We start from the raw sequence: 26,194 nt of genomic DNA, 5'->3' as shown, positions 1-26,194 counted from the left end.
AGCTTACTTATAATTTGCAACATTTTTCACCTTTTCTATTGCATTTCCCATTGCTACACCTATACCACATTCTTTTATCAGTTCAATGTCATTAACATCATCTCCAAAAAACATTACTCTTTGACAGAGCCTATGTTTTTCTCTATAGTACCTTGATAAAGCTTTTAATAATGATATACCTATGTCCCAATTAGAATTATATATCTAAAATTATTCTGGATATTCACAATATAAAATAGAACTTCTTAAAATAGTAAAGATTCAACTTAGGAACTCTATATTAATTAGTAATTCTTCTAACAGTATGATATTATTAACTAACGCAAAGAAATAAAAAATATAGTGGAAGTTTTCCTTCCATAAATATATGTAGTCAAAGTGAAAAATAAGTCAGTGTAAGAGCTGAGATGCTCTTGCCACTAGATATTAACGAAAGGTAGAAAATCATGAACTTTAAAGAATTAGGCATTAATGAAGCCTTAGTAAAAATACTAAAGGATACTGGTATCACTGAACCAACTCCGGTTCAAAGTGAGAGCATCCCACATATAAAAGCTGGCGGAGATCTTATAGGCGAAGCGCAAACAGGTACTGGAAAAACTCTTGCATTTTTGCTTCCGATTTTCGAAAATATCTCCCCTACTGTAAATAACGTTCAAGCTTTAATATTAACTCCTACAAGAGAACTTGCTATTCAGATAACAAATCAAGCTCTAAAGCTTAAAGAAGGTAAAGATATAAATATATTAGCAGCCTATGGTGGTAAAGATATAGGCTCTCAGCTTAAAAAGCTTAAGAACAATATCCACCTTATCATCGCTACACCTGGCAGACTTTTAGACCACATTGAAAGAAAAACTGTAGATTTAAGCAAGCTGAAAACCTTTGTTTTAGATGAAGCAGACCAAATGCTTTTGATGGGCTTTAAGAATGAGGTGGAGTCAATCATTAAAGTAACCTCTAAAAAGCGTCAAACCCTTTGCTTTTCTGCAACGCTAAATTCTGACGTAAAAAAATTAGCTTATAGATATATGAATGACCCGATAACAGTTACGATAAAAAAGGAAGAAGTTACTCTTAGCACTATTAAGCAACATGTGGTGGAAACTACTGATAGAAGAAAGCAAAATGCTTTGTGTGCTGTCCTTGATGAAGATAATCCTTTTATGGCTATTATATTTTGCAGAACAAAAAGAAGAGCCGATGACCTTGAAGTAGGTCTTTATCAACGTGGCTATAATTGTGCAAAACTTCACAGTGATATACCACAATCAAAGCGTGAACGAATAATGAAAGCTTTTAGAAATGCTGATTTTCAATACTTGATAGCTACTGATGTAGCTGCTAGAGGTCTTGATATAAGTGGAGTAACTCATATATATAATTATGATATCCCTGAAAGTGTGGAAAGCTATATTCATCGTATAGGTAGAACTGGAAGGGCTGGCGAAGAGGGTTATACTTGCTTGTTTATCGATCCAAAGAATAATGATATGTTAGAAGAAATCGAGGAAGCGCTTAAGTTTCAGATACCAAGAAGACAAGTGGATGATAGTTTTAAAAAGGACTAACGTTGTTCCACCCTTGATAATCTAGTATAAAAAGATAGCCAAAATAATAGATGACCAAAATTATACTTATGAATTTTGATCATCTATTTATTATATTATATTTTGAAAAAATTCATATCATCTTTTAGTTGTTTTGAATTTCTAATTGCACCTTCTACTTCTTCTAAGTTATTAACCAAAGTTGAAGAAAGTTCTGTTGTTATAGCTGTGGTATTAGCTGTTTTTTCTTGGATGCTAAGTGCTTCTTCACTAATTTGTTCAACTGCATTTGAGATTTGATTCATGCAGTTATTTTGTTCCTTAATAGTTTGAAATAACTTATTGATACTATCAAAATTAAATTCTGTTGAAGTTGTAACTTCATTCATAATATCTTTAAAATAATTAGTAGTTTCTAATGCATACTTTATACTATTTACAACCTCATTATTTGCAATTTGAACCTTGTAAATTCTATTATTAATACTTTCAATTATAGCATTAATCTTTTGTGTTTCATTACTTGTTTGTTGTGATAAATTTTTAATTTCATTTGCTACTACCGCAAAGCCTCTGCCTTCCATACCTGCTCTAGCAGCCTCGATGGTAGCATTTAGTGCAAGTAAATCAGTTTGTCCTGAAAAACTTTTTATTGAGACCAAAATCTCCTCGATACTCTTAGCATTATTAATTAGTTCTTTTATTTCTTCATTGGTATTAAAAACACTAGTATTAATATATTCAATTTTTTCATTTAGACTAGTAATCCCATTATGTCCATCTTTTACTTTTAATAATGTCTCTTGAGAAACTTCTTTTGTATTTGTAATATCTGCCAATACCTTTTCATTTAAATCTAAAATTTCATTAATACCAGCAAGTGATTCTTCTGTATTTGCACTCTGTGTTGCAACACTCTCAGAAATTTCTCCGAATAATTTTTCTAGTTGTAAGATCCCTTTCTTTACAACTATATCATCACCAGCTTCATTCCCTTTTACAACTTGTCTAATTATATTTGCTATTATATTGTTTTTGCTTTCTACTTCATCAGACAATCTTTGAACTGAACCCAATATACTTGATAGCTTATCTAAAAATTCGTTGAGTTTTTTTGAAAAGATAGAGAACTCGTCCATAGATTTTGTTTTTGAACGTGAAAGTAAGTTACCGTCTGCAACCTCATCTAAAATCTTTGAAAATTGCTTCATATTATCATATATACTATTTTTTATAGCAAAGGTTATAAAACCAATAACCAATGTAGATATGATTAATAATGTAGTAACAAGTATAAGCATAAATGTTTTTCTTGTATTCATTTTTGTTTCAATATTTTCTTTAACTGTAGAAATTAATGTTGTTGAGTCCTCCTCTAGTGTATTATTAATACTTTTAAACTCTAAAAGTTCTTTGTCAGATTCAGTAATTTCATTAAAGGTATTTTGTTTATTAATAATCTTACCCAAGTTATTCTGAATAATAGTATCGTCATGCAAATATATTGGAAAGTTTGTTTTAATTTCTTCAAATAGTTTGGCAATTTCATCAAGACTAGCCTGAACATCACTACCTTCAGCAACTAACTTATTATACATGTCTATGTTGGAAACTATAGAATTAAAACTTTCAACGAAGTCATATAAATTGTTCATGGCCATCCCAGCCGATAAGCCTTGGATACTTCCAGCCTCAAAGTAAACATCATATGATATCTTGGAATAATCTTGTGTGTCAATATCACTTGCAGGTAACTTTATATCAATTTCTTCCCACTTATTATTAGCTTTAGTAAAATTACTTTTTATTTCAATACTAGGGTTATTATTAAGCTTACTTAGCGTAAAACTTGAAAGTGCAAACCCATAACTATTTTTCAAATCGTCATCCTTATACTTTCCTAAATCAATTTGTTGTTTTTTGGAGCCATTTTCAAGGACAATGTTATTTATATATACAGTACCCTTATATTCAACACCATTACCTCCTATACGAGGTATAATCTCAAGTCTCTTTCCTGAGTTGGGTATATTAGATACATAGGTCACTTTATTATATTGTTTATTATCTATTACTACCGTTCCATTAGCAAAACTTGATATATCTCCCATACTTAAATCTACCCAAGATTTATCAGCAATTGTTTTTTCTAATGTTTTAGAGATCGCTTCATCATTTGCTAAAAATTCTTTGAATTTCCCCTCTTCATTGGTGAATCCCCTGGAATCATTTAATTTTATTATCTCTTTTAGATTAGTTATATTCTTTTGTGCAAGATCAATTATTTGATTTATATCGCTTTTATTAGTACCAGTTGCTAAAGACTGTGTTTCTTCAGCAATTTCGAGAATCTCACCTAAGTTAGATTCTATTTGTTCCAATAACGCGTTATCAAAAGAGTATAGATAATTAGTATTTATTGATTTGTTTTCATATTGAATTAAATTAATCTTGTTCATATTTGTAGTTACGATATAATCATTACCATTCCTTGACAATATAACTAATGAAGTAATTCCTAGTAACATAATGCAAATAACACTAACTAAACACATTACAAATAATTTTCCTTTAATACTTTGTGATGCTTTTGATTTGATATAATTCTGCAATTTATTATAACCGTAATCCTTTTTCATTTATTTGATCCTCCATGAATTTTGCTTTCGTTAATAAGAAATATATAAATCATTCCACCTATAAGAAACTTAACATTATAAAAGTATATACTTCTTCCAATCAACCACATCCTTTTATGGTTTTTCCCAAAAATATAATTAAAGTAAATATTATATTAAACTTTTATTTCTTCTATATTGAATATAATATTAACACCCAAATGGTTCAATTGCAATATATATTTTAAAAAAATGCACAAATAAACACAAAAAACTACACATTTTTTAGCTGAAAATTGTTGCATTTGCAACACAAAAGTGCACATTCCTTGAATATGAGCGTAAGCTTCAAAGAATTACCGAATAGATAGTGAAAAGGTCTTTTGCTAAAATTACAGATAGTAAGATAAATGGTCGGTCTGTAATATCAACGGAATTAATCAACTGAACCTGGAAAGGACTTTTAGATAAGTTTCATTCTTATGAAGGAACTATAACTGACTTCTGCAAGGAAAATAACGTTACTAAGAGTGAACTTTACTACTATAGGAAAAAATCTGAACAATCAACTAAACCAATATTTAATGGGATATCATTAGCTGATGAAACTACTTTTAAAGTTATCGAAGATAGTGGAAAAGAGTCAAACTCCAAGAATATGAAAACCCTTTTAGAAGATAGTTCCTTAGAAATAAATACTAATGGTTGTGAGCGAGCAATAACCCCTTTTGTAATCGAAAGAAAAAATTGGCTATTCTCAAACACTTCTAAAGGCACAAAAGCTAGCGCTTTAATATAAAGTATAATTGAGACAGCAAAAGCTAATGGTTTAGTAGTTGAAAAATACCTAGTCTATTTATTTGATAAGTTATCAGGCAATGACACAGAAAATAAAGAACTTCTACTAGACTTAATGACATGGAATAATTGTAGCTAATTTATATAGCTTTCATCATTGAAACTATTGATAGAAGAAAGTAATTAAAATTTATCTCCAAATAACTAAAAACCCCTGAAGCATTATTGATGCTTCAGGGGTAAAATATTCATTATTAGATAATAGTGATATTTTCTGCTTGTGGTCCTTTTTGACCGTCAACTACTTCGTAGCTAACTTTTTGGTTTTCTTCAAGAGATTTGTAACCATCAGAGTTTATTTTAGAAAAATGTGCGAAAACATCTTTTCCATCTTCTCCAGTGATAAATCCAAATCCTTTTTGTGCGTTAAACCATTTTACTGTACCGTTCATAAAACTGTACCTCCGAAATTTTATTTTTCTTAAACTTAGTGAATAATCCACCAATAAAATTTCTATATCAAATTGCTACTTTGTTAAGTACTTTTGAAATATATTTGTGTTTCATTATTTACTATTAATTTAAGCTTTCTATATATAATATCATAACTAATTATATAATGCAAATTTTTATAACTGTTATTTTACCTTTAAACTAGCTCCATTACTAGATATAACTTCTTTATACCAATAGAAACTCTTTTTCTTGTATCTTTCTAAAGTACCACTTCCATCATCATTTCTATCAACATAGATAAAGCCATATCTCTTTTTAAGCTCTGCTGTTGATGCACTAACCAAGTCTATACAGCCCCAGGTTGTGTATCCCCAAAGCTCAACACCATCCTCAATAGCTTCTGCAACTTGAACTAAATGATCGTTTAAATAATTAATTCTATAATCGTCATTTACAGTTTTATTGCCATTTTCATCAGTAACTAATTGATCCACAGCACCTAAACCATTTTCCACAATAAATAATGGTTTTTGATATCTATCATATAATTGGTTAAGGATATATCTTAAACCTTGTGGGTCTATTTGCCAGCCCCATTCTGATGCTTGTAAATATGGGTTTGGTACTCCTGAAAGAATGTTACCTTTGCCTCTTTTATTTTTTTCTGGATCTGCCGTTGCACAGGAACTCATATAGTAACTAAAGGAAATGAAATCTACTGTATGCTTTAGTATTTCTTTATCACCAGGCTCCATTTTTATTTCTATGCTGTTTTCTTTAAAGACTCTGTTCATGTATCTTGGATACTCTCCTCTTGCATGAATATCTGCAAAGAAAAGATTTTCTCTATCTTGCTCCATTGCCTTAAGCACATCACTTGGCATCGACGTTAATGGATAGTTTGGTACTCCAAGAATCATACAACCGATTTTGAATTCTGGGTTTATTTCATGGCCAACTTTTACTGCCAATGCACTAGCAACTAGTTCATGATGCATAGCTTGATATAAATCTTGCTTGCTTAATTTTTCTTTTGGTGTCCAAATTCCAGCACTCATATAAGGCGCATGAAGTGCTGAATTTATTTCATTAAAAGTAAGCCAATATTTTACCTTATCCTTATATCTAGTGAATATTGTTCTTACATAGTTTTCAAAGAAGCCTATAAGCTTTCTATTTACCCAGCCATCATAATTTTTAGCAAGAGCCAGTGGTGTTTCATAATGTGAAATTGTAACTAAAGGCTCCATTCCGTATTTAGCCAATTCATCAAAGACATTATCATAAAACTGTAAGCCTTTTTCGTTTGGCTCTTTATCATCACCATTTGGGAATATTCTTGACCAAGCAATTGATAATCTAAAGGTCTTAAAGCCCATCTCAGCAAATAACTTTATATCTTCCTTATATCTATGATAAAAATCAATACCGATAAGCTTCATATTGTCTTCTGTTGGCTCATCAGTTATTGGTCCCATTATACCCTTTGGCATTAAATCTTGTATTGATAAGCCTTTTCCGTCTTCATTATATGCTCCTTCAAATTGGTTAGCAGCAGTTGCTCCTCCCCATAAAAAGCCTTCTGGAAATTTTATTTCTTTCATCGTTGTTCCTCCTGTTCTAATCTCTATGTTTTCAAACTACCTATATTCTAAAAACTATTTGTTTATCCATGCAAATTTAAAAATACCATAACTAATAACATCTAATACTATTATATCAAGTTTCATACATAGACCAAGTTATCTATTCTAAATCTTCACCGTTAGTTTCTATAACCTTCTTGTACCAATAGAAGCTTTTCTTCTTTGCTCTTTCTAGAGTTCCATTACCTTCATTGTCTTTATCAACATATATAAATCCGTAACGTTTTTTCATTTCTCCAGTACCAGCACTTACTAAATCAATACATCCCCACATAGTATAACCAATTAGTTCAACACCATCTTTAACGGCTTCTTCCATTTGAAGTATATGATCTCTTAAGTAATCTATACGGTACTGATCATTTATCGAGCCATCTGCTTCAACAACATCCACTGCACCTAATCCATTTTCAACGACCATTAATGGAATTTGGTATCTATCATAAATATGGTTCAAGGTGTATCTTAAACCTTTAGGATCGATTTGCCAACCCCAATCAGAAGCCTTAAGATATGGATTCTTTACTCCTCCTAATAGGTTTCCTCCAACTTGTTCTAGATTCGGATCAGCACTTGCAACTGCAGACATATAATAGCTAAAGGAATAAAAATCAACGCAGCCTTCTTTTAATATTTCTTCATCTCCCTGTTTCATTATAATTCTAATTCCTTTTTCTTCAAAGAAGCGAGTAGCGTATTTTGGATAATACCCTCTTACCTGAACATCGCCACAAAGCATGTTACTAATCTGGTCTTTTTGTTGAGCCAATAATATATCATCTGGGTTACATGTATTTGGATAAGTGGTCATATAGGCTATCATACAACCAATCTTAAAATCACTGTTAATTTGGTGCCCGAGTTTCACAGCCTTTGCACTTGCTATAAACTGATGATGCAGAGCTTGGAATCTTAACTGAGGATTATCTTTTACATTCATTGAAAGTTCAGAATTTTCTTTGCCATTTACAAGGATTCCTCCACTCATAAATGCTCCTAAAGCCATTGTAAGACAGTTTATTTCATTGAAAGTAAGCCAATATTTAACCTTATCCTTGTATCTCTTAAATATTGTTTCACAGTATCTTACATAACAATCAATGACCTCTCTCGATGCCCAGCCGTTATACTTCTCAGTTAATCCATATGGAGTTTCATAATGAGAAATAGTTACTAGTGGTTCTATATTATATTTTCTTAGTTCATCAAAAACATCATCATAAAATTTTAACCCTTCTTCATTTGGCTCTAATTCATAACCTTTAGGGAATATTCTACTCCAGTTAATAGACATACGAAAAACCTTAAAGCCCATTTCTCCTAATAGTTTTATGTCTTCTTTGTAGTGACCATAAAAATCAACCGCCTCATGACTTGGATAATATGTTTCCTCTTCTAAAACTGGTGTAATACGTCTTGCTGTTGTATGTGTTCCTCCAGTCATCATATCTGCGGTACTTGGGCCCTTGCCACCTTTGTTCCATCCACCTTCAAACTGATTGGCAGCAGTAGCCCCTCCCCATAAGAATCTCTCTGGAAATTTATTTGTTACAACTCTCATCCCTATCCCTCCAACAAGTTAGCATAAAATTATATATAATCAACTTTTTAAATTCAAATAATCTATTCTAAATCTTCACCGTTAGTTTAGCCCAGATCTTCACCATTTGTTTCTATAACTTTCTTATACCAATAAAAGCTCTTCTTTCTAGACCTTTTTAAAGTTCCATTACCTTCATTGTCTTTATCAACATATATAAAGCCGTAACGCTTTTTCATCTCTCCTGTAGAAGCACTGACTAAATCTATGCAACCCCAAGGCGTATAACCCATTAACTCTACTCCATCTTCATTAACTGCATCCTTCATTGCCTTTATATGTTCTCTTAAATAACCAATACGATAATCATCTTCTACATAACCATCTTTATCTGGATTATCCACAGCTCCCAATCCATTTTCCACAATAAACAAAGGTTTTTGGTAGCGATCATATAATACATTTAAAGTTATCCTTAGACCTAGTGGATCAATTTGCCAGCCCCATTCACTAGCTTTTAAATATGGATTTTTTAAAGTAGCAAATACATTGCCTTCTGTTTCCGCGCTTATCTCTGGATCTGCACTAGTAAGTCTTGATGAATAGTAGCTAAAAGAAATAAAATCAACGGTATTATTCTTTAAAAGTTCTTCATCGCCTTCTTCCATCTTTATATCTATATCCTGTTTTTCTAACATTCTCTTTGCATAACTTGGGTATTCTCCACGAGATTGAACATCTATAAAGAAATAATTTTCTCTATCCTTTTCTATAGACTTCCACACATCTTCTGGTGCGCAAGTATTAGCATAAGTATTACCAGCAGCCAACATACAACCAATTTTAAATTCTGGATTTATTTCATGAGCTATTTTTGTTGCCTTTGCACTGGCAATTAATTGATGATGTGCTGCTTGATACTTTACAGCTTCCTGATTTTCACCTTCTTCAAAAACTAAACCCGCACCTATAAAAGGTAGATGTAAAAGCATATTTATTTCATTGAAAGTAAGCCAATATTTAACCTTGTCTTTATAACGATTAAAGATAACCTCGCAAAGTCTTTCATAGTAGCCCACCATCTTGCGACTTCTCCAGGAACCGATTGTCTTTACAAGATTCATTGGTACATCAAAATGAGTTATTGTAACTAATGGCTCGATACCATGCTTCAAACATTCATCAAAAACAGCATCATAGAATTTTAATCCTTCTTCATTTGGCTCAGCATCATCTCCATTAGGGAAAATACGAGCCCAAGCTAAAGACAATCTAAAGCATTTAAAGCCCATTTCAGCAAATAAAGCTATATCTTCTTTATAATGATGATAAAAATCAATAGCTTCATGACTTGGATAATAATGCTCCTTATCACATTCAAACATCTTCATTTTTCCCATACCAACAGGAAAACGATCCTTTCCTGCTGGAATTACATCAACAGTGGATAAGCCTTTTTTTCCTTCTAAGTAAGCACCCTCACATTGGTTAGCAGCAGTTGCTCCTCCCCATAAAAATCCTTCTGGTAATCTATTTGTTCCCATTTATCTTCCTCCAAACTTAATTTAATATTGAAATCTCTAACTTATTAATTGATATAATTGAATTTATATATACTTTGCAAAATTCTAACTGTAAAAACCTTATCTTTTGTATTAATAGAATTGATATCTTAAATCTTAGTTCAAGGATTTCTTAGTAAGAGTTGTTCTTACTAATTGGCATCTTTGAAATAAAAATTTGTGCATATATGAACTTAATAACCATAGGATTAATTTGTTAAAAAATCCTATGGTTATTCTATTTTTTAAATCATAACTACTAGTAAATCATCCTTGTAATCAACAGCTTTTTTATCTGTTTCAACGATATCTAAATAGTTATCTGAATTAGTAACTATTATCGGAGTTGTTAAAGAATAACCTTCTCCTTTAATTGCCTTTATATCAAACTCTAACAGTACATCTCCCGCTTTAATAACATCTCCTTGCTTTGCTTTTGGGGAGAAATACTTACCGTTTAGCTGAACAGTATCCATACCTATATGAATAAGGATTTCAGCGCCACTATTACTTGTAATTCCTAAAGCATGACCTGTTGGGAAAAAGGTTGTTAAAACACCATCCACTGGAGCAATTATTTTACCTTCTGCTGGTTCAATAGCAATGCCTTTACCTAATGCTCCACTGGAGAAAGCTTCATCTTTTACTTGAGATAATTCTTTTACTTCTCCTTTTAATGGACTAACAATTACTTCTTGTTTTATCAATTTTTCTACTGATTTCTCATTTTTTTTTTCGCCTTCTTCTTCATCCTTGAAGCCACTGAAAAACATAAATAAGAAACCTAGAACAAATGAAACTATAACACCGATAATTGCACCATAGAATCCTTTATCCATTCCTTCTGGACTAATGTAACTTGGAAAAGCGAAGATCCCTAATCCTCCAATCATATATCCTTTGGTACCCATTAAGCCTATCATACCACCACCAATTCCAGCAGCTATACAACTTAAGGTAAATGGTCTTTTACGTGGTAATGTAATACCGTAAATAGCTGGTTCTGTTACTCCAAAAATTCCTGATATAAATGCTGGTATAGCTAAGGATTTAAGCTTAGTATTTTTTGTTTTACATAATATAGCTAATACTACACCTGTTTGAGCAAAAGAAGCTCCAAGTACTACAGCAAGGATTGTATCATAATGAAGTAATGTTAAATTATTGATTGCAATAGGAATAAGTCCCCAGTGAAGACCAAATATTACAAACACCTGCCAGAAACCACCTAAGAATATTCCTGCAATAACTGGACTTAAATTATATATAGCAAGAGTTGCTGTTCCAAGTAATTTACCTGCCCAAGTTGCTACTGGTCCAATAACTATTAATGCTAAAGGTGCAACTATTAAAAGAGTACAAAATGGAACTAAGAAAGTTTTAACTACATCTGGTATTACTTTTTTAAAGAACTTTTCTACTTTAGCTGCTATATATACTGATAACACAATTGGAATAACGCTTGATGAATAATCCATCAATATAACTGGAATTCCTAAGAAAGTTAATTGTACAGAGGATTCAATTACCGTTCCACCAAATAACGTATATAGTGGCGGTGCTGCTGTTAGCTTATTAAGTGCTGGATAAACAAGTACTGCACCTAAAGCCATACCTATAAATTGATTAGCATTAAACTTTTTAGCAGCTGTAAATCCTAAGAAAATAGGGAAGAAGTAAAATAGCGAATCTCCTATAGCATTTAAAACTTGATAAGTTCCTGAAGTATTAGTGATTATATTTAAAGCTACAAATAATGCATTAAAACCTTTTATCATACCAGTAGCCGCTAAGACTCCTAATGTTGGAGCAAACACACCTGAAATAACGTCTATAAAACTGTTAAATAAACTTTTCTTTTCATTGGATTCTTGTCCATCTCCGCCTTCTGTTTGGAAGCCTCCAATGGCAACTACATCTGCATAAACATCTGGCACATGATTTCCAATAACTACTTGATATTGTCCACCGCTTTTAACAACCGTTACAACACCATCCATCTTTTTTAGAACTTCTGTATTTGCTTTACTTTCATCCTTAAGCTTAAAACGAAGACGTGTGATACAATGAGTTAAACTATTAACATTTTCCTTGCCTCCAACATTTTTTATAATGTCGGTAGCTAACTTTTCGTACTTCATAATAACCTCTCCTTTGTATAATTTTATTTAGTATTTGTAATTAATTTTTTATTATAAAAAAAGGCGAGACTAAGAATAGATAGTATAAGTCCTATACCATCAACTTTAGTCTCGCCTGCATTACCAGTAACAATCCTTATTATTCATTTGTCCTTTGGGTTACCCGCTGAATATGAATAGTTAAATATAACTTTTCCTCATCAGTGAGTTCTATATCCAGATATTTCTCTATTTTAAGCATACAATCATAAGCCTTTTTATACTTTGCCTTAATCTTCTTCAAAAGAAAATCATCATCACTTTCTATCAACTCTTTTTTATTTAACCTTTGGAAGAAAAACCTCAGGTGAGTTACAAATCTTTCATAGCTGATAGAGCTTTCATCAAGAGTTATACCATAAGTATAAGTAACAATACTTAAAACATCCTGTATCTTCTTGGTGTACTCCGCTACATCTTCCATCTTATTATAAGAACTATTCAGTTGAGCATTTATCAGATGAAGAGTTATATTTCCAGCTTCATCCTCTGGTAGCTTTTTCCCTAGCTCCTCTTCAATAAATTCCAGAGCTTTTAAACCAACTTGAAATTCTTTTGCATAAAACTTCTTTATTTCCCAAATCAATGGATTGAGATTTTTTAAACCTTCATCATATAGCTTTATTGCATTATAGATATGGTCTGTGAGAGTAACATATATATAATCATTTAGCTTGGTACTTAGCATATTTTTTGCATACTGGATAATATCGTAGCATAATGAAACATACTCTGAAGGAACATCTTCTAATAATAACTTAAATTTTTCTGAAGCATCATTTTGCTTGAGTATAAAGGTTTTTTCAATTAAAGCTTTATCAACCTTTTCACCAGCACTCTTTTTAAATGCAATTCCACATCCCATAACAACAAACTCATGATTATCTGAATCTTTAGCAAGTATTGCGTTGTTATTGAATATCTTTTTTATTATCATTTCTATACCCTCACCTCCCTCAGCTATAATAAAGGTTTCTAGTTTTAAATTTATCCTTCCATTGTTTTGTAAAAACAAATTCTCAAATACTTCAGCTGTTGGTCTTATCGAAAGTTTGAAATTTTTAAATAAATCAAGATTTTATTTTCTAAAGTTATAATTTAGAATAAAAAACCTCAATTAATCAAAAGAAAAAATAATTTTTCTTCTCATTAATTAAGGTCTCGCCTGATCGAATCAGTAACAATCCACTTATTTAACTGTTTTAATTGTAACCGTTTAACTATATTTCTATGATAACGGTTTTTTCGCCACATGTCAACAACTTTTTTAATGGTAAGTTTTACATAAACCATCAATGGTACATGCTAACTTACCATATTTAAACTCCAAGTAATTCAAGTAATCGATTATTGTATTGGAAGGCTCCTAGCTATTTCATTGATCTTTTCTTTTTGAATAGAATATTTTTCTGGAATTTTTTCTATAAACTGAAATAATAGCGTGCTATACGCATTAGATAATCGGGAGGAATTCTCTAATGCTTCTAAAATATTCTTTATGGTATCTTCTATGTTTAACTTTAGTTCTATCTCCAAATTTCCTGCTCTCACATAGCAAGCTAAAACATTTTGATATACTCCTTTATTTCTCCACTTCTCAGCTTCTAATTTATTTAATTCTACTCTTAAGTCTTTATTTTCTCTTTGAAAATTTTTTTCTAGTGATTCACACATTCTTTGGGTCCCTCTTTGATTGTTTTCTACTGAAGCTCCAATTTCCTCTAATGCTTCATCAAAAAATGTTTTTATGGATTTTATTTGTACATTTTGATTATCTATATATTTTTGCATTTCCTTTTGATTATTAAGAGATAAATTTTTAAATTCATCTCTATTTACTATCATAGATTCATTGATTTTTTGCTGAATTCCATCAGCACTATCATTCTTAAACTTTTCAAATTCTCTACTTAAGTTTTGCGAAATATTCTCTATTTCATTTTTGTTTACACGATAATTAAAAAATATATTTCCTCCTAATAAAGCAATAATAGCTGCTCCTATAGCTCCCAATGCCCAGTAAATAGTGTCTAATATCTTCCCATTAAATTCCTTTTGATTCTCGTAAAGCAATTTATAAGTTTCTGCTTCAGTAAGTTGAGAATCTGAAGTTTGTGTACTAATTGCGGTCATACTACCATTATTGCTTATTTCATTATAATTTGTTTCTGCAAATGTTTTTGTACTGATTACTATAATAAACATAAAAACAAATGCAATTAATGACATGCATTTTTTCACCATTCAATCCCCCTGTATACAATTTTTTATATCTATAAATCATAAATAATTTTAATATTTAACTTTTTAAGCTTCTTATCTGTTTAATAATATTGTCTTTTCAAAATGTTGATTAAAACTACACTTATCTCAACATTCTTCTATTATATACCGTGTTTTGAATATATGTAAACTTTAATATTACTTGCTAAATATATGATAATAGTACATTTTCTTTGATTTTATGCATACAAATTTAATTTGTTATTTTAAGTTAATCATAAGTAAACATATACCTATTCTACATACTTAATTTATATAAACAACCTTTCCTGCAAAAATACATCTATCAACCAAATCAAAATAGAGAGTGCTACCTTCATTCCTCTATAACATTTTAATCTTACTACAAGCTATATTCCAAAGTATGTTACAATAAACTTAAGATATTGTTATTTATAAGACATTAACATAGATCTTATGCCAATTAGAAAGGAGTTGTATAATTTTGATTTTAGAAACAGAAAGATTGATAATAAGAAGGTTTTGTGCTGATGATTGGAGCGATCTCTATGAATACCTTTCTCAAGAATCAGTTGTTAAATATGAGCCTTATGATATCCACACTGAAGAAGATTGCAAACAATCAGCCATCTATCGTTCAAAGGATGATGCCTTTTGGGCTGTGTGCTTAAAAGAAAATAATAAGTTGATTGGAAATATTTATTTTAAAGAGCAAGGACCTAAAGAATTTTCAACTTGGGAAATAGGTTATGTATTTAATCCAGCATACTATGGAAAGGGCTACGCTACGGAATCCTGTAAAAGAATTTTAAAGTATGCTTTTGAACAACTAGGAGCCCATAGAGTTATAGGGAAATGTAATCCCGAAAATAGTGCATCTTGGAAGCTGATGGAGCGACTTTCAATGAGAAAAGAAGGAGATTTTAGGAAAACAGCCTTCTTTAAAAAATCAAATGATGGAACTCCACTATGGCACGATGCATACCAGTATTCGATATTAGATGAAGATTTTCTTTCCACAACCCAATAAAATTTCATCAATTTAACTTCACTCTTTACAAAAATTAAAGCATATGAAAAATAACACCTATCAGTTCATTACGCTGATAGGTGTTATTTCTATACAGGCTTTTAACCTTAGCTATACTATGTATTTTTAAGCCTTGCTATCTTCATAGCCTATATTTTTATTCTAATTCAATATAGTAACATCCTATGAAGCTGGGGTTACATTAACAATACAACCAGCTGTAAAGATGCTATTACTATCCACGTGACTTGCCACGATTCTAGTTTGTCCCTCTTTTATAGCTGTTACTTTTCCTGTTGCATCAACAGTAGCTATTGTTGGGTCCTGTGAAACCCATTCAATATATTTATTTGATGCTTCTGGTGGTGTTACTGTTGCTATTAAAGTTTCTTCCTGTCCTATATTTAGATCAGTTATAGATTTATTCAAATATAACCCTGTTGATGGAACACCATCATATGGATAAAATCCTGTTGGTGGTTGGTATTTAAAAGGCGTAGCGCCAAAATTAGTAGTTGTCGTTCCACCATAACTACTACTTCCAAATGTGACCATTGGATAATATTGATTCCATGTTGGCAAAGGTCTATCGCCAAACCAATTTCCATTCTTGGAAAAGTTAATAGTTTTATTATCTATATCTAATGCTATACCTAGGATATCTCCTGCTTTAAGTGCCTCGCCATATTTATTTATTAATGGATCTGATGTTAATGGATACATGTTGCCATTATATCCGTTATAGCTTTTTTGATTTTTTGATTCAAAATTTTCAGTTCTAGCAATAAATAATTCATTAGCTACTCCAGCAAGATTAAAGGCAGATGATACATTAGTAACTTCCCAATACCACTTACCAGTAGTTTTATAATTAGTTGCTTTAACACTACCACCGAGTCCACCAGTTACAGTCAAATTACCATTTGACAATGTTGCACCGACACTTTTATTTACGGGATTCCATGTAGTTGCAGTTGCTGCAAAAACATTTGAACTAGCTAAAATAAAAATTAACATAGTTATTATCGACGTTCTGATTCTCTTATAAGACTTCTTCTCCATCTTATACCTCCATCCATTAATTTAATGTTTTTTTATTCAATGAACTTGAATATATTAACATTGTTCCATATAAATCTATATAATTCAATCTTTTCCATTAGTCAATTATCAACATATTATTAACTTAATGTATTTTTTGTAAATCTTTTAATGGATACTTTTAATTCCACAAAACAACATTTCAATGTTGTAAGTTCCATACTATACCCCCATATTGTTAAACCAACACTATTGGGAGAAAATTAAAAGTACTGAATCCTGATGAATTAAAGATTCAGTACTCAAGTGTAACTCACTCTATTTTTGTCTAATTTTAACGATAATTCGGTTATAATTTATCCTACTTTGATACTTAATTATTAGGAGTATACTTGCTATTTCCTATGATTTGACTTGTAATTTCAGTTAAATCCTCATCATCTATTTTCTCATTAACGACAACGTCTGCGTTGTATTTTACTTTATCTGTATCAGACACATTCTTTCCATAGTAGTAACCATCAATAGCTAAGTCTCCTAAAGTAAAATCCCCAGTATTATTAACATCTGTAAAAACCTCAAATTCCTTTTCTCCACAGTTTTCTGTTAATAAATCATTTTCAGTTCCTGCGTTATCAGCTATACGAGTAGCAATAACATCAACTTTTCCTTTTCCACTGCCTTTAGTTTTGAATTTTAGTTTTACTAAGGTCTTGTCTGCATTTATTCCATTGGTTTCTCCTTGGCTAGCAATGATAAATCTTAAATCACCAGTTTCAGGATTCTTTATTTCTTTATAAACTTTTAAACCTTCTATATCTTCGTAACCTACATATTCAAATAAATCTTTGTCGTAGTTGATTTTTACGTCTTCCGCAAAGGTATCTTTAGCATTATGTAAGACTATATCTGTTGTAAATTCTTGATTTGCCGGTATTTTGGTTTTTTCTGATTCTACGGTTACAGTTTCTTTTGTTGCTGTTACGTCGACAATACAAGTTGCTGTAATATCTGTATTCTCTATTTTAGCTATAATAGTTGCTTGTCCTTCCTTTATTGCTGTTATTTTTCCTGCTGTATCAACTGTTGCTATTGCTGTATCACTTGATGTCCAAATGATATTTTTGTTTGTTGCCTCTGAAGGTGTTATTGTTGCTACTAAGCTTTCTGTTTCTTCCACATTTAGGTTAGTTGTAGATTTATTTAGTGATATGCTTGTAGAAGCAGTTTCAATAGGTGTATTGTCAAATGGCGAAAATCCTACAGGTGCTTGATATGCGAAAGGTGATGCACCAAAGTTAGTAGTTTGAACTCCTCCACCACTACTAGATCCAAAGGTCACGAAAGGATAATATTGATTCCATGCAGGTAAATTTATATCTGAAAACCATTTTCCATTTTTTGCAAATCTAATTTTCTTATTATCTATATCTAATGCTATACTTATAATATCTCCACCCGCGAAAGACTCCCCATAACCTTTTATTCCTGGATAAATAGTACTACCATATCCATAATAACTTAACTGATTATTTGACGTACCATTATCTTTAGTAACATTAAATAATTCATTAGCTACTCCAACCAGTTCGCAGGAACTGCTAATGATCTTTAACTCCCAATACCACTTGCCAGATATTTTGTAGTTAGTTGCTTTAACGTTACCAACATTACCACCAAATGCTGTCGTCAAATTATCATTTGATAATGTTACATTACTTGCCTTATTAGCAGGATCCCATGTAGTTGCACCCACTGTACTCGTTGCAAAAATATTTGAACTAGCTAAAACCAAAACAGCTATACTCATTACAGCTATTAAACTATTTCTAAGCTTTTTAAATCTTTTATTCTTCATTCTTAATTTTCCCCCTCATCAAATTCCGATAATCATTTCAAATTGGTTATTATAATAACAACTTTATTCTGTCACATTAATACATTAAACTCAATAAAAACCATTCATCAAATAATAACAGGATAATTTATATAATTAAATTAAAGTAAGTTTTGCAAGTTTCAATTTTAACTTGATTAATCCTTCGAAAAAATTTCATTAACCAATAATCTTTTTCGAAATAATTTTATACATTTATAAAATATTATACATTTACCTTTAAGTTTAAATAACTCTAAATCATTTCATAAAACGTTAACATAATCACTGGAGGAATTTTATTGATTTTGTAGAATATTAGATAGTGTTGTGGATACTTATGACTTTAATTCTATGTAATTCCAAAGTAAACTGAAACTGCCCTTTATGAGTTGAAAGATATTTCTACTCAACCTCAAAGGTTACTTAGTTCATTACTAAAGTAACTTTACATCTAATAAAAATAAATTAATTAAGAAGGTGCAGTTTATGAAATTTAGAAAAATATTTAGCGTTGCTTTAGCTGGTGCTCTTCTTCTTACTTCCACTTCACTCTTTGGTGAAGGTAACGTAGCAGATGCAGCAGTGATTAGCTCAATCCCTAATACCACCAGAACTTTAAAGAGTTATGATAATAGCTTTTTATCAGTTACTGGCTATGCATCCTTATCAGGAGGGGTAAAAGATAGAAGTTCCTATGTTGGAACTTCCTATTACCGCACAGTTAAAACTAGCAGAGAGTTTTTACAAGCTCTTTTAGATGCTAAAAGTGGCTCGGTAAAGGTAATAGAGATTGCAGCAAACTTGAATTTAGGTTGGAAAGAATTAAATTTAAGTTCAACTGAAATTCAAAAATATAATTTTGTAGCAAAATATGAAGACCCAACCAATGGATACACCAATCCAACCTTACAAGCAAACGGTGTATCTAAAATAAACGTATCTGATACAAATGGGTTAACTATTTTTTCAACCTCTGGAAGCACAATTAAGCATGCAGAATTAAAATTACAATCATCAGCTAACGATATTGTGATAAGAAATCTTAACTTTGATGAAATGTGGCAATGGGATGATGTAGGAAATCACAAAGAAGTAGGCTGGACATTTATCAAGGTTAATGGCGCCAATAATGTATGGATAGACCACTGTAAGTTTGCTATAGGAGCCGATGGTATGGTTGATATTGAAAACGGTTCCTCTGGATTAACCTTTTCTTGGTGTAAATTTGGATTAGAAGCTAATACAAATCCTGCTTCTGATAGTGCAATTTATAAGTCAATAACTTACATGGAACAAAAATACACTTCAAATCAACTAGCTTCAACTAGCCTTTACTATAAAATGCGTAAAGCTGGAGCTACACCAAATCAAATCATGGCTTATTCAGCTTACCACAGTAAGTGTCATCTAGTAGGTTCTGGTGATAAGGATTATGTAAATTATGTTGATAGTAACGGTAAAGATTATAAGGATGGAAACCAAAGATTAAGAATAACCCTTGCGTATAATCAATATAGTAATGTTGGACAACGTGTTCCAATGATACGTCAAGGTGTTGGCCATATGATCAATTGTTATATCGATGACACTACTCATATGAACTTAGAAAATAGCGTTAGTTCTTTCAAAGCTAACAGCACTTCTCTAGCTCGTGGAATGAATGCAAGAAATGGAGCTTCCATTGCAGCAGATACTTGTGTTTATAATGGTGTTACTGAACCAATAGTAGGAACCGAACTTCAAGGTCAAGACACTTCTAATATGGATCCTCAATGGGCTAACTTATTTAAGAATGCTTATAACAGAAACTTAATTGTAAACTCACAAGTGACAAACGCAAATGGAACATATACAGGCAGTAGCTGGGATAATAATGGTGTTAATCTATTTACCAAAGGCTTTGTTTGGTACAATAAATCAACACTAAATAAGTGGGCATGGTCTTCCTCCATTGTTGGAGCAGCAAACATGAGCAAAACAAAACCACCAACTACACCATTTACTTTCCAATATAATTACACTGAAAAATTACCTTATTCATATAATGCAGTTCCTTTAAATGATGTTGTACAAACTGTAAAACAATACTCTGGAGCAAGCAAAGTTACTTTAAGTGCTAAAGATTGGTTGAAAACAGTTTACTCAACTTCTTCAACACCAACTACTGGATCAAGCGTTAATGTTGGTTCTTACTATAGAATCAAAAATGTTAACAGTGGTAAATATCTAAGTGCTCCTACTGATGCTAGTGGAACAAAACTTGTTCAAACTGCTGACAAAACACAAGCAACATCACTTTGGAGAATTGTCGCTGGAGATACTGGTTACGTAAACCTTGTAGCACAAGTTGGAAGTGCTTCAAAAGTAATCGATATCCCTGGAGCTTCAACGGATAATGGTGTTCAACTACAAATCTGGGGCGGTACTGCTGGTGCTGATTGGCAACAATTTAAACTGAAAGATAATGGAGATGGTACCTTTGGAATTTTAACAATGATCTCCGGTGGCACCCAAGGTCTTGATGTTAATGCAAAAAGTACAGCTGAAGGTGCAAGTGTAATTCAATATAATTACGCAGCTAGTGCAAATCAAAAGTGGGTTTTTGAATTTGTAAAATAATTTTTAGGAAGCTTACTACAAGTTTCAAAATAGAAACTACTGAAGAGGTTGAGTATATTCTTCATGGCAGCGCTTCCACGATAACGTTTACCAAATTAGAGTTAATTCCATAAGAATCACAATATAATTTAATAACAATTTAGGAGGAGAGAAAATGTTAAAAAAAGCGCTTTTAAGTGTTTTCATGGGTGCAGCAGTGTTACTAGGCTCTATTGCCCCGCAAACAATCACAACAACGGCAGCAACAGCACGACAAATGGAAAATTTAGACCGTGGCGTAGTTGCTGTAAAAGTAAGTAACGGAGTTTTTGTAAGCTGGCGTGTGCTAGGTACTGAAGCAACAAATGTATCTTATAACCTTTATCGCGATTCAGTAAAGGTAGCTAATATTACGGGGGCTAGCAACTATATTGATGCGTCAGGTACAACAACTTCAAAATACTCGGTAAGTGCCGTTGTTAATGGTGTAGAACAATCAAAATCAACTGCTGTAAGTGTTTTAGGAAATAACTACATGCAACTTCCACTACAAATCCCAGCAGGTGGAAAAACTCCTGATGGAGTGGCTTATACGTACAATGCAAATGATTGTAGCGTAGGTGATTTAGATGGTGATGGACAATATGAAATCGTTTTGAAATGGGATCCATCAAACTCAAAAGATAACTCTCAAAAAGGTTATACAGGTAATGTATTCCTTGACGCTTATGAAATGAATGGAACTCGCCTATGGAGAATAGACCTAGGTAAAAATATCCGTGCCGGTGCACATTATACTCAATTCATGGTATATGACTTAAATGGTGATGGAAAAGCTGAAGTAGCTTGTAAAACATCTGATGGTACAAAGGATGGAGTTGGAACTGTCATTGGAAATGCCAGTGCAGATTATCGTAATTCCTCAGGTTACATATTATCTGGACCAGAATATTTAACTATTTTCCAAGGAAGTAATGGTAAAGCTCTTAATACAATAAATTATGAGCCTGGCAGAGGAACAGTTTCTAGTTGGGGAGATTCTTATGGTAACCGTGTAGACCGTTTCTTAGGCTGTATCGCTTATCTAGATGGTGTACATCCAAGCCTTGTTATGTGTCGTGGATATTATACACGTGCAGTACTTGTTGCTTATGATTGGAATGGTTCAACTCTTACAAAACGTTGGACTTTCGATAGTAATACTAGTGGAAATTCAGGTTATGCTGGACAAGGTAACCATAACCTTAGTGTAGCAGACGTTGATAGTGATGGAAAAGACGAAATAATCTATGGTGGTTGTACTATAGATGACAGCGGTAAAGGTTTATATACTACTGGTTTAAGACATGGTGACGCATTACATGTAAGTGATTTAGATCCAAGTCGTCATGGTCTTGAAGTTTGGAGTTGTCACGAAGATACTAGTGGTAATGGTGGTATTGGAGGATCTTTCCGTGATGCAAAAACAGGACAAGTGTTATGGAGTTTTAAAGCAGCTAATGATACTGGAAGAGCTTGCTCAGCTGACGTTACAGCAGCTTATCCTGGAGAAGAAGTATGGGCTTCTGGTTCATCACTTTATAGTAGCAAAGGAGAAAATATAGGTAATAGGCCTGGTCCTGTTAACTTCGCTATTTGGTGGGATGGAGACGAACTTCGTGAACTTCTAGATGATACTACTATTTCTAAGTATGGTGGCGGAAACTTACTTTCTGTCAGCGACTGTGATTCAAATAATACTACAAAAGCTACTCCATGTTTACAAGCAGATATCCTTGGTGATTGGCGTGAAGAAGTAATCTGGAGAACAACTGACAATAAATATCTACGTATTTATACAACTACAGCTACTACAAGCCGTCGTATTTACACTTTAATGCATGACCCTGTATATCGTATGGGAGTTGCTTGGCAAAACGTAGCTTATAATCAACCACCTCACACTGGTTTCTTCCTTGGAAGTGGTATGTCAACACCTCCAACACCAGCTATCAAATTAGTAGGCGCTACTACGCCAACTAACCCAACAGCTCCAACAACAATTCTAGATGGACAATACATAAAATCTTTAGTGGTAAAGGATACGAACAATGCTTCTGATTGGTCAATTCAATCAAATTTAAAGGTTGGAGACCCAGTTTATGGAGACCGCACAAATAAATTTACTGTTATTCCAAGTAAGCTTTTAGGATCAGAATGGATAAGAACAGCTTGTGATTCTAAAACATATACATCAGATTTAGCATCCTTTACTACAAAATCAGATGTTTCCGTTTATGTAGGTATAGATGCAAGAATTTCAAGTATACCAGCGTGGTTAAGTAGTTGGACAAACACTGGTGAAACTTTAACTAATGATTCAGACGTTACATTTAATCTTTATAAAAAGGATTTCTCCACAAACTCCAATGTAGTTCTTGGAACTAATAGTGCTTCAAGCAGTGCAGTGAATTACACTGCCATCGTTGTGAAGAATACTCCTTCATCATTAATATACGGGGATGTGAATGGTGATAGTGCCGTTAATGCCATAGATTATGCTTTTATGAAAAAATATCTTTTAGGGACAACTACCTCTATGCCTTCACCAAATTGGCAAAAGGTTGGAGATTTAAACTCAGACGGTGTGATTAATGCTATTGATTATGCATATCTCAAAAAGTATTTGTTAGGATCAATAACTAAACTCCCAGTATAACAATAGTTACAGAGCTACAAGCGTATTTTAAACATGATTTTCAATATTTCAAACGCTTGCTTAGCTCTTTTTTATACTCTAGATTCATATTATTTAATTAAGTAATGTCCATCCTTGTATTAATTGTCACTTATTCTATTATAAAGTTCCATCACCCCCTCTAATTAAACCTCAACTTCATTTCATATATTTCTAAAACAATCCCTTAGATTTTCTCCAATAACAGACAAATCATCTTATATTTTTTAAATTTAATTAATATGTTTGCGCTTGCAAACTTAATACGGTATAATAATTATAAATTATTTTATTTTATATATTCCTATATCATTTCAATAGTTTTTGAAATCAACTTCTTTTTTATTGATGTTTCCATTAAAATTTTGCTTGTCTTACCACTATATATAGATTTAATTTATAAACATTATTGGAACTATATATTATATATTGATTAAACATCTACATTAATTTTATCCACGTATATGGAGACTATGACAACTCTAAGAAAACGATATCACATAATCATTACTTAAATAATAATTATTAACAAATAAGGAGGATAACGAATAATGAAGGGGAAATCAAAAAAAATACTATCAATTGCTTTAGGCATATCATTAATACTTGCAATTGCATTAAGTGTATTTCTAGTTAAAGCATTTAATAAAGAAGAACCTGTTCTAGGAGAACTATTAAGTACAGAAAGAGTAACAGTACATGACCCATCAATTGTAAGAGATAACGGAAAATATTATGTTTTTGGTTCACACAAAGCTAATGGAGTTTCAACAGATTTAGCTTCTTGGAGTGAAGTTAAAACAAACATCAACTTTGACTATTCAAAAATCTTCGCTGTTGGGGGCAAATGGGCTGCTCACGGAAGTAAAAACTATAATATCAGTGGAAACCTTTGGGCTCCTGATGTTATATACAATCCAGAAATGAAAAAATGGTGTATGTATATGAGTGTTAATGGTGATAAATTCTATTCATCTATTGCACTTGCAACTGCTGACAATATAGAAGGTCCATACAGCTATGTTGGAACAATAGTATATTCAGGCTTTGTTAATTCTACTTTAGCTGCTGAAACAGACTACAAAACTGCTACAGGAACAGATGTTGTAGATAGTAACTATGTATCAGGTGGAGCTTGGAATTCACTTTATGGTCCTAACGCTATTGATCCTTGCGTAGTATATGATAAAGAAGGCAACCTATGGATGGCATACGGTTCATGGTTTGGTGGACTTTTCATGTTAAGACTAGATAATTCTACAGGTTTAAGAGATTATTCTCATACTTATGAAACAAAAAAAGATGCTTCTGACAAATACTTTGGTATAAAAATTTCTGGAGGCTATGGAACTTCTGGAGAAGGTTCATATATTGTATATGATAAGACAACAGATTACTATTATTTATATGAATCTTATTGCGGTCTTAACGCTACAGATAACTTTAATGGATACCACATTCGTCTATTCAGATCAAAGGATATAACTGGTCCATATACAGATGCAAGCGGAAATTCTGCAATATGCCTAAGCAAAACTGATGATAAAACAACTAAAGGTATAAAATTATTTGGTAACTATGCATTCTCATCATTAAAGGATGTAGAATTCTTCGAACTTAGCGCAGATGGATATAAATCAGGTGGTCATAATTCAGCCTTTATCGATGATAGTGACCAAAGATATCTTGTTTACCACACAAGATTTAACGGTGGAACTGAAGCTCATCAAGTTAGAGTGCATCAACAATTCTTAAATGAAGATGGCTGGCCAGTAACTGCTGTGTATGAATACTTGGGAAATGAAATCTCTAAATCAGGTTATTCAAAAAAATCTGTTGTTGGAGATTATGAATTTGTTAAGCATGGTCTAGATGCAACTACTGGTTATACTGATATGTTAGAAACCTCTAAAATCACCTTAAATTCTAATGGAACTATTTCTGGTGATTTTACTGGAACTTGGGAAGCAAAATCTGACTCATACTACTGCACTATGGTAATTAATGACGTTACCTATAAAGGAATTTTCTTCAAGCAGTTCGATGAATCTGCTGCTCACAACAGCGTTATGACTTTCTCTTTAATAGGTTCAAACAACGAAGCTATCTGGGGATCAAAAGTTGAACAATAATCTATATAACAAAGATTACTTAATCATATATATAATAGATATTAAATAGTAATCTCTATTATATTAAGTTAAACACCCATATCTTAATAATAAATACTACTCTATATGGAACGGGGTTATTGAAAAAATTAAGTATAAACTTTTCAATAGCCTTTTTTCGTATGTGCTTATTTATATAGTTTCAATAACAGAACTTATACTATA

The 26,194-nt window shown here is 32.0% G+C and carries 18 protein-coding genes; 7 read left to right on the top strand and 11 right to left on the bottom strand.

Going from position 1 to position 26,194, the window contains the following annotated elements; all coding sequences use genetic code 11:
• Positions 1-3 precede the first annotated feature (3 nt).
• Entirely contained in the window at positions 4-177 is a 174-nt protein-coding gene (locus tag CLOCEL_RS23660; RefSeq protein WP_278184409.1) for an HAD family hydrolase, read from the bottom strand.
• A gap of 269 nt (positions 178-446) precedes the next feature.
• Between CLOCEL_RS23660 and CLOCEL_RS05140 the strand changes: the two genes are divergently transcribed.
• Positions 447-1,571, top strand: coding sequence for a DEAD/DEAH box helicase (locus CLOCEL_RS05140; RefSeq protein WP_010076364.1), 1,125 nt, complete (start codon positions 447-449; stop codon positions 1,569-1,571).
• A 95-nt stretch (positions 1,572-1,666) separates the two neighbouring features.
• Here CLOCEL_RS05140 and CLOCEL_RS05135 read toward each other — a convergent pair whose 3' ends face one another.
• Entirely contained in the window at positions 1,667-4,189 is a 2,523-nt protein-coding gene (locus CLOCEL_RS05135; RefSeq protein WP_010076365.1) for a methyl-accepting chemotaxis protein, read from the bottom strand.
• A 637-nt stretch (positions 4,190-4,826) separates the two neighbouring features.
• Here CLOCEL_RS05135 and CLOCEL_RS23855 point away from each other — a divergent pair.
• Positions 4,827-4,967 (top strand): IS66 family transposase, encoded by a 141-nt coding sequence (locus CLOCEL_RS23855; protein ID WP_010076367.1) that lies wholly within the window; start codon positions 4,827-4,829, stop codon positions 4,965-4,967.
• A 3-nt stretch (positions 4,968-4,970) separates the two neighbouring features.
• Positions 4,971-5,105: a transposase domain-containing protein gene (locus tag CLOCEL_RS23850; RefSeq protein ID WP_081446471.1), complete on the top strand. Its 135-nt coding sequence runs from the start codon at positions 4,971-4,973 to the stop codon at positions 5,103-5,105.
• 115 nt (positions 5,106-5,220) lie between these two features.
• Here the strand turns inward: CLOCEL_RS23850 and CLOCEL_RS05130 are convergent, their stop codons facing one another.
• The 7 genes from CLOCEL_RS05130 to CLOCEL_RS05100 all read right to left on the bottom strand — a co-directional run bounded on the left by CLOCEL_RS05130 (position 5,221) and on the right by CLOCEL_RS05100 (position 14,594).
• Positions 5,221-5,418, bottom strand: coding sequence for a cold-shock protein (locus CLOCEL_RS05130; protein ID WP_010076368.1), 198 nt, complete (start codon positions 5,416-5,418; stop codon positions 5,221-5,223).
• A 186-nt stretch (positions 5,419-5,604) separates the two neighbouring features.
• Positions 5,605-7,026 (bottom strand): glycoside hydrolase family 1 protein, encoded by a 1,422-nt coding sequence (locus CLOCEL_RS05125; protein WP_010076369.1) that lies wholly within the window; start codon positions 7,024-7,026, stop codon positions 5,605-5,607.
• A 142-nt stretch (positions 7,027-7,168) separates the two neighbouring features.
• Complete coding sequence (locus CLOCEL_RS05120; RefSeq protein ID WP_010076370.1) at positions 7,169-8,629, bottom strand: glycoside hydrolase family 1 protein; 1,461 nt, start codon at positions 8,627-8,629, stop codon at positions 7,169-7,171.
• 86 nt (positions 8,630-8,715) lie between these two features.
• Positions 8,716-10,152, bottom strand: a complete 1,437-nt coding sequence (locus CLOCEL_RS05115) for a 6-phospho-beta-glucosidase (protein ID WP_010076371.1) — start codon at positions 10,150-10,152, stop codon at positions 8,716-8,718.
• 263 nt (positions 10,153-10,415) lie between these two features.
• Positions 10,416-12,311, bottom strand: coding sequence for a beta-glucoside-specific PTS transporter subunit IIABC (locus CLOCEL_RS05110; RefSeq protein ID WP_010076372.1), 1,896 nt, complete (start codon positions 12,309-12,311; stop codon positions 10,416-10,418).
• Positions 12,312-12,450: 139 nt separating this feature from the next.
• Positions 12,451-13,287, bottom strand: coding sequence for a BglG family transcription antiterminator LicT (gene licT / locus CLOCEL_RS05105; RefSeq protein ID WP_013291639.1), 837 nt, complete (start codon positions 13,285-13,287; stop codon positions 12,451-12,453).
• Between the two features lie 410 nt (positions 13,288-13,697).
• Positions 13,698-14,594, bottom strand: a complete 897-nt coding sequence (locus tag CLOCEL_RS05100) for a hypothetical protein (RefSeq protein ID WP_010076374.1) — start codon at positions 14,592-14,594, stop codon at positions 13,698-13,700.
• 484 nt (positions 14,595-15,078) lie between these two features.
• Here CLOCEL_RS05100 and CLOCEL_RS05095 point away from each other — a divergent pair, with 484 nt between their 5' ends.
• Positions 15,079-15,624, top strand: a complete 546-nt coding sequence (locus CLOCEL_RS05095; protein WP_010076375.1) for a GNAT family N-acetyltransferase — start codon at positions 15,079-15,081, stop codon at positions 15,622-15,624.
• A gap of 183 nt (positions 15,625-15,807) precedes the next feature.
• Here the strand turns inward: CLOCEL_RS05095 and CLOCEL_RS05090 are convergent, their stop codons facing one another.
• Together CLOCEL_RS05090 and CLOCEL_RS05085 are read right to left on the bottom strand one after the other, a co-directional pair.
• Positions 15,808-16,686 carry an Ig-like domain-containing protein gene (locus CLOCEL_RS05090; RefSeq protein WP_010076376.1) on the bottom strand — a complete coding sequence of 293 codons (879 nt, stop codon included), beginning with the start codon at positions 16,684-16,686 and terminating at the stop codon, positions 15,808-15,810.
• Positions 16,687-17,038: 352 nt separating this feature from the next.
• On the bottom strand, positions 17,039-18,523 hold the full coding sequence (locus CLOCEL_RS05085; protein WP_010076377.1) for an Ig-like domain-containing protein: 1,485 nt from the start codon (positions 18,521-18,523) through the stop codon (positions 17,039-17,041).
• A gap of 507 nt (positions 18,524-19,030) precedes the next feature.
• Here CLOCEL_RS05085 and CLOCEL_RS05080 point away from each other — a divergent pair.
• The 3 genes from CLOCEL_RS05080 to CLOCEL_RS05070 all read left to right on the top strand — a co-directional run bounded on the left by CLOCEL_RS05080 (position 19,031) and on the right by CLOCEL_RS05070 (position 25,990).
• Positions 19,031-21,163, top strand: a complete 2,133-nt coding sequence (locus CLOCEL_RS05080; RefSeq protein WP_010076378.1) for an RICIN domain-containing protein — start codon at positions 19,031-19,033, stop codon at positions 21,161-21,163.
• Positions 21,164-21,317: 154 nt separating this feature from the next.
• Positions 21,318-23,840, top strand: a complete 2,523-nt coding sequence (locus CLOCEL_RS05075) for a rhamnogalacturonan lyase family protein (RefSeq protein WP_013291638.1) — start codon at positions 21,318-21,320, stop codon at positions 23,838-23,840.
• 569 nt (positions 23,841-24,409) lie between these two features.
• Positions 24,410-25,990, top strand: a complete 1,581-nt coding sequence (locus tag CLOCEL_RS05070) for a glycoside hydrolase family 43 protein (RefSeq protein WP_010076380.1) — start codon at positions 24,410-24,412, stop codon at positions 25,988-25,990.
• Positions 25,991-26,194: the final 204 nt, after the last annotated feature.

It is taken from the genome of Clostridium cellulovorans 743B, from assembly GCF_000145275.1.
In the GTDB taxonomy this organism is placed as follows: Bacteria; Bacillota; Clostridia; order Clostridiales; family Clostridiaceae; genus Clostridium_K; species Clostridium_K cellulovorans.
The sequence above is the reverse complement of the archived record's forward strand: the minus strand, read 5'-3'. Positions and strand labels throughout refer to the sequence as shown.

Bases quoted from the DNA above. Each gene is read 5' to 3' on its own strand.
- CLOCEL_RS05125 (WP_010076369.1), bottom strand. From the start codon at position 7,026: ATGAAAGAAATAAAATTTCCAGAAGGCTTTTTATGGGGAGGAGCAACT.
- CLOCEL_RS05085 (WP_010076377.1), bottom strand. From the start codon at position 18,523: ATGAAGAATAAAAGATTTAAAAAGCTTAGAAATAGTTTAATAGCTGTA.
- CLOCEL_RS23855 (WP_010076367.1), top strand. From the start codon at position 4,827: ATGAAAACCCTTTTAGAAGATAGTTCCTTAGAAATAAATACTAATGGT.
- CLOCEL_RS05100 (WP_010076374.1), bottom strand. From the start codon at position 14,594: ATGGTGAAAAAATGCATGTCATTAATTGCATTTGTTTTTATGTTTATT.
- CLOCEL_RS05130 (WP_010076368.1), bottom strand. From the start codon at position 5,418: ATGAACGGTACAGTAAAATGGTTTAACGCACAAAAAGGATTTGGATTT.
- CLOCEL_RS05090 (WP_010076376.1), bottom strand. From the start codon at position 16,686: ATGGAGAAGAAGTCTTATAAGAGAATCAGAACGTCGATAATAACTATG.
- CLOCEL_RS05140 (WP_010076364.1), top strand. From the start codon at position 447: ATGAACTTTAAAGAATTAGGCATTAATGAAGCCTTAGTAAAAATACTA.
- licT (WP_013291639.1), bottom strand. From the start codon at position 13,287: ATGATAATAAAAAAGATATTCAATAACAACGCAATACTTGCTAAAGAT.
- CLOCEL_RS05080 (WP_010076378.1), top strand. From the start codon at position 19,031: ATGAAATTTAGAAAAATATTTAGCGTTGCTTTAGCTGGTGCTCTTCTT.
- CLOCEL_RS05110 (WP_010076372.1), bottom strand. From the start codon at position 12,311: ATGAAGTACGAAAAGTTAGCTACCGACATTATAAAAAATGTTGGAGGC.
- CLOCEL_RS05115 (WP_010076371.1), bottom strand. From the start codon at position 10,152: ATGGGAACAAATAGATTACCAGAAGGATTTTTATGGGGAGGAGCAACT.
- CLOCEL_RS05070 (WP_010076380.1), top strand. From the start codon at position 24,410: ATGAAGGGGAAATCAAAAAAAATACTATCAATTGCTTTAGGCATATCA.
- CLOCEL_RS05135 (WP_010076365.1), bottom strand. From the start codon at position 4,189: ATGAAAAAGGATTACGGTTATAATAAATTGCAGAATTATATCAAATCA.
- CLOCEL_RS05120 (WP_010076370.1), bottom strand. From the start codon at position 8,629: ATGAGAGTTGTAACAAATAAATTTCCAGAGAGATTCTTATGGGGAGGG.
- CLOCEL_RS05075 (WP_013291638.1), top strand. From the start codon at position 21,318: ATGTTAAAAAAAGCGCTTTTAAGTGTTTTCATGGGTGCAGCAGTGTTA.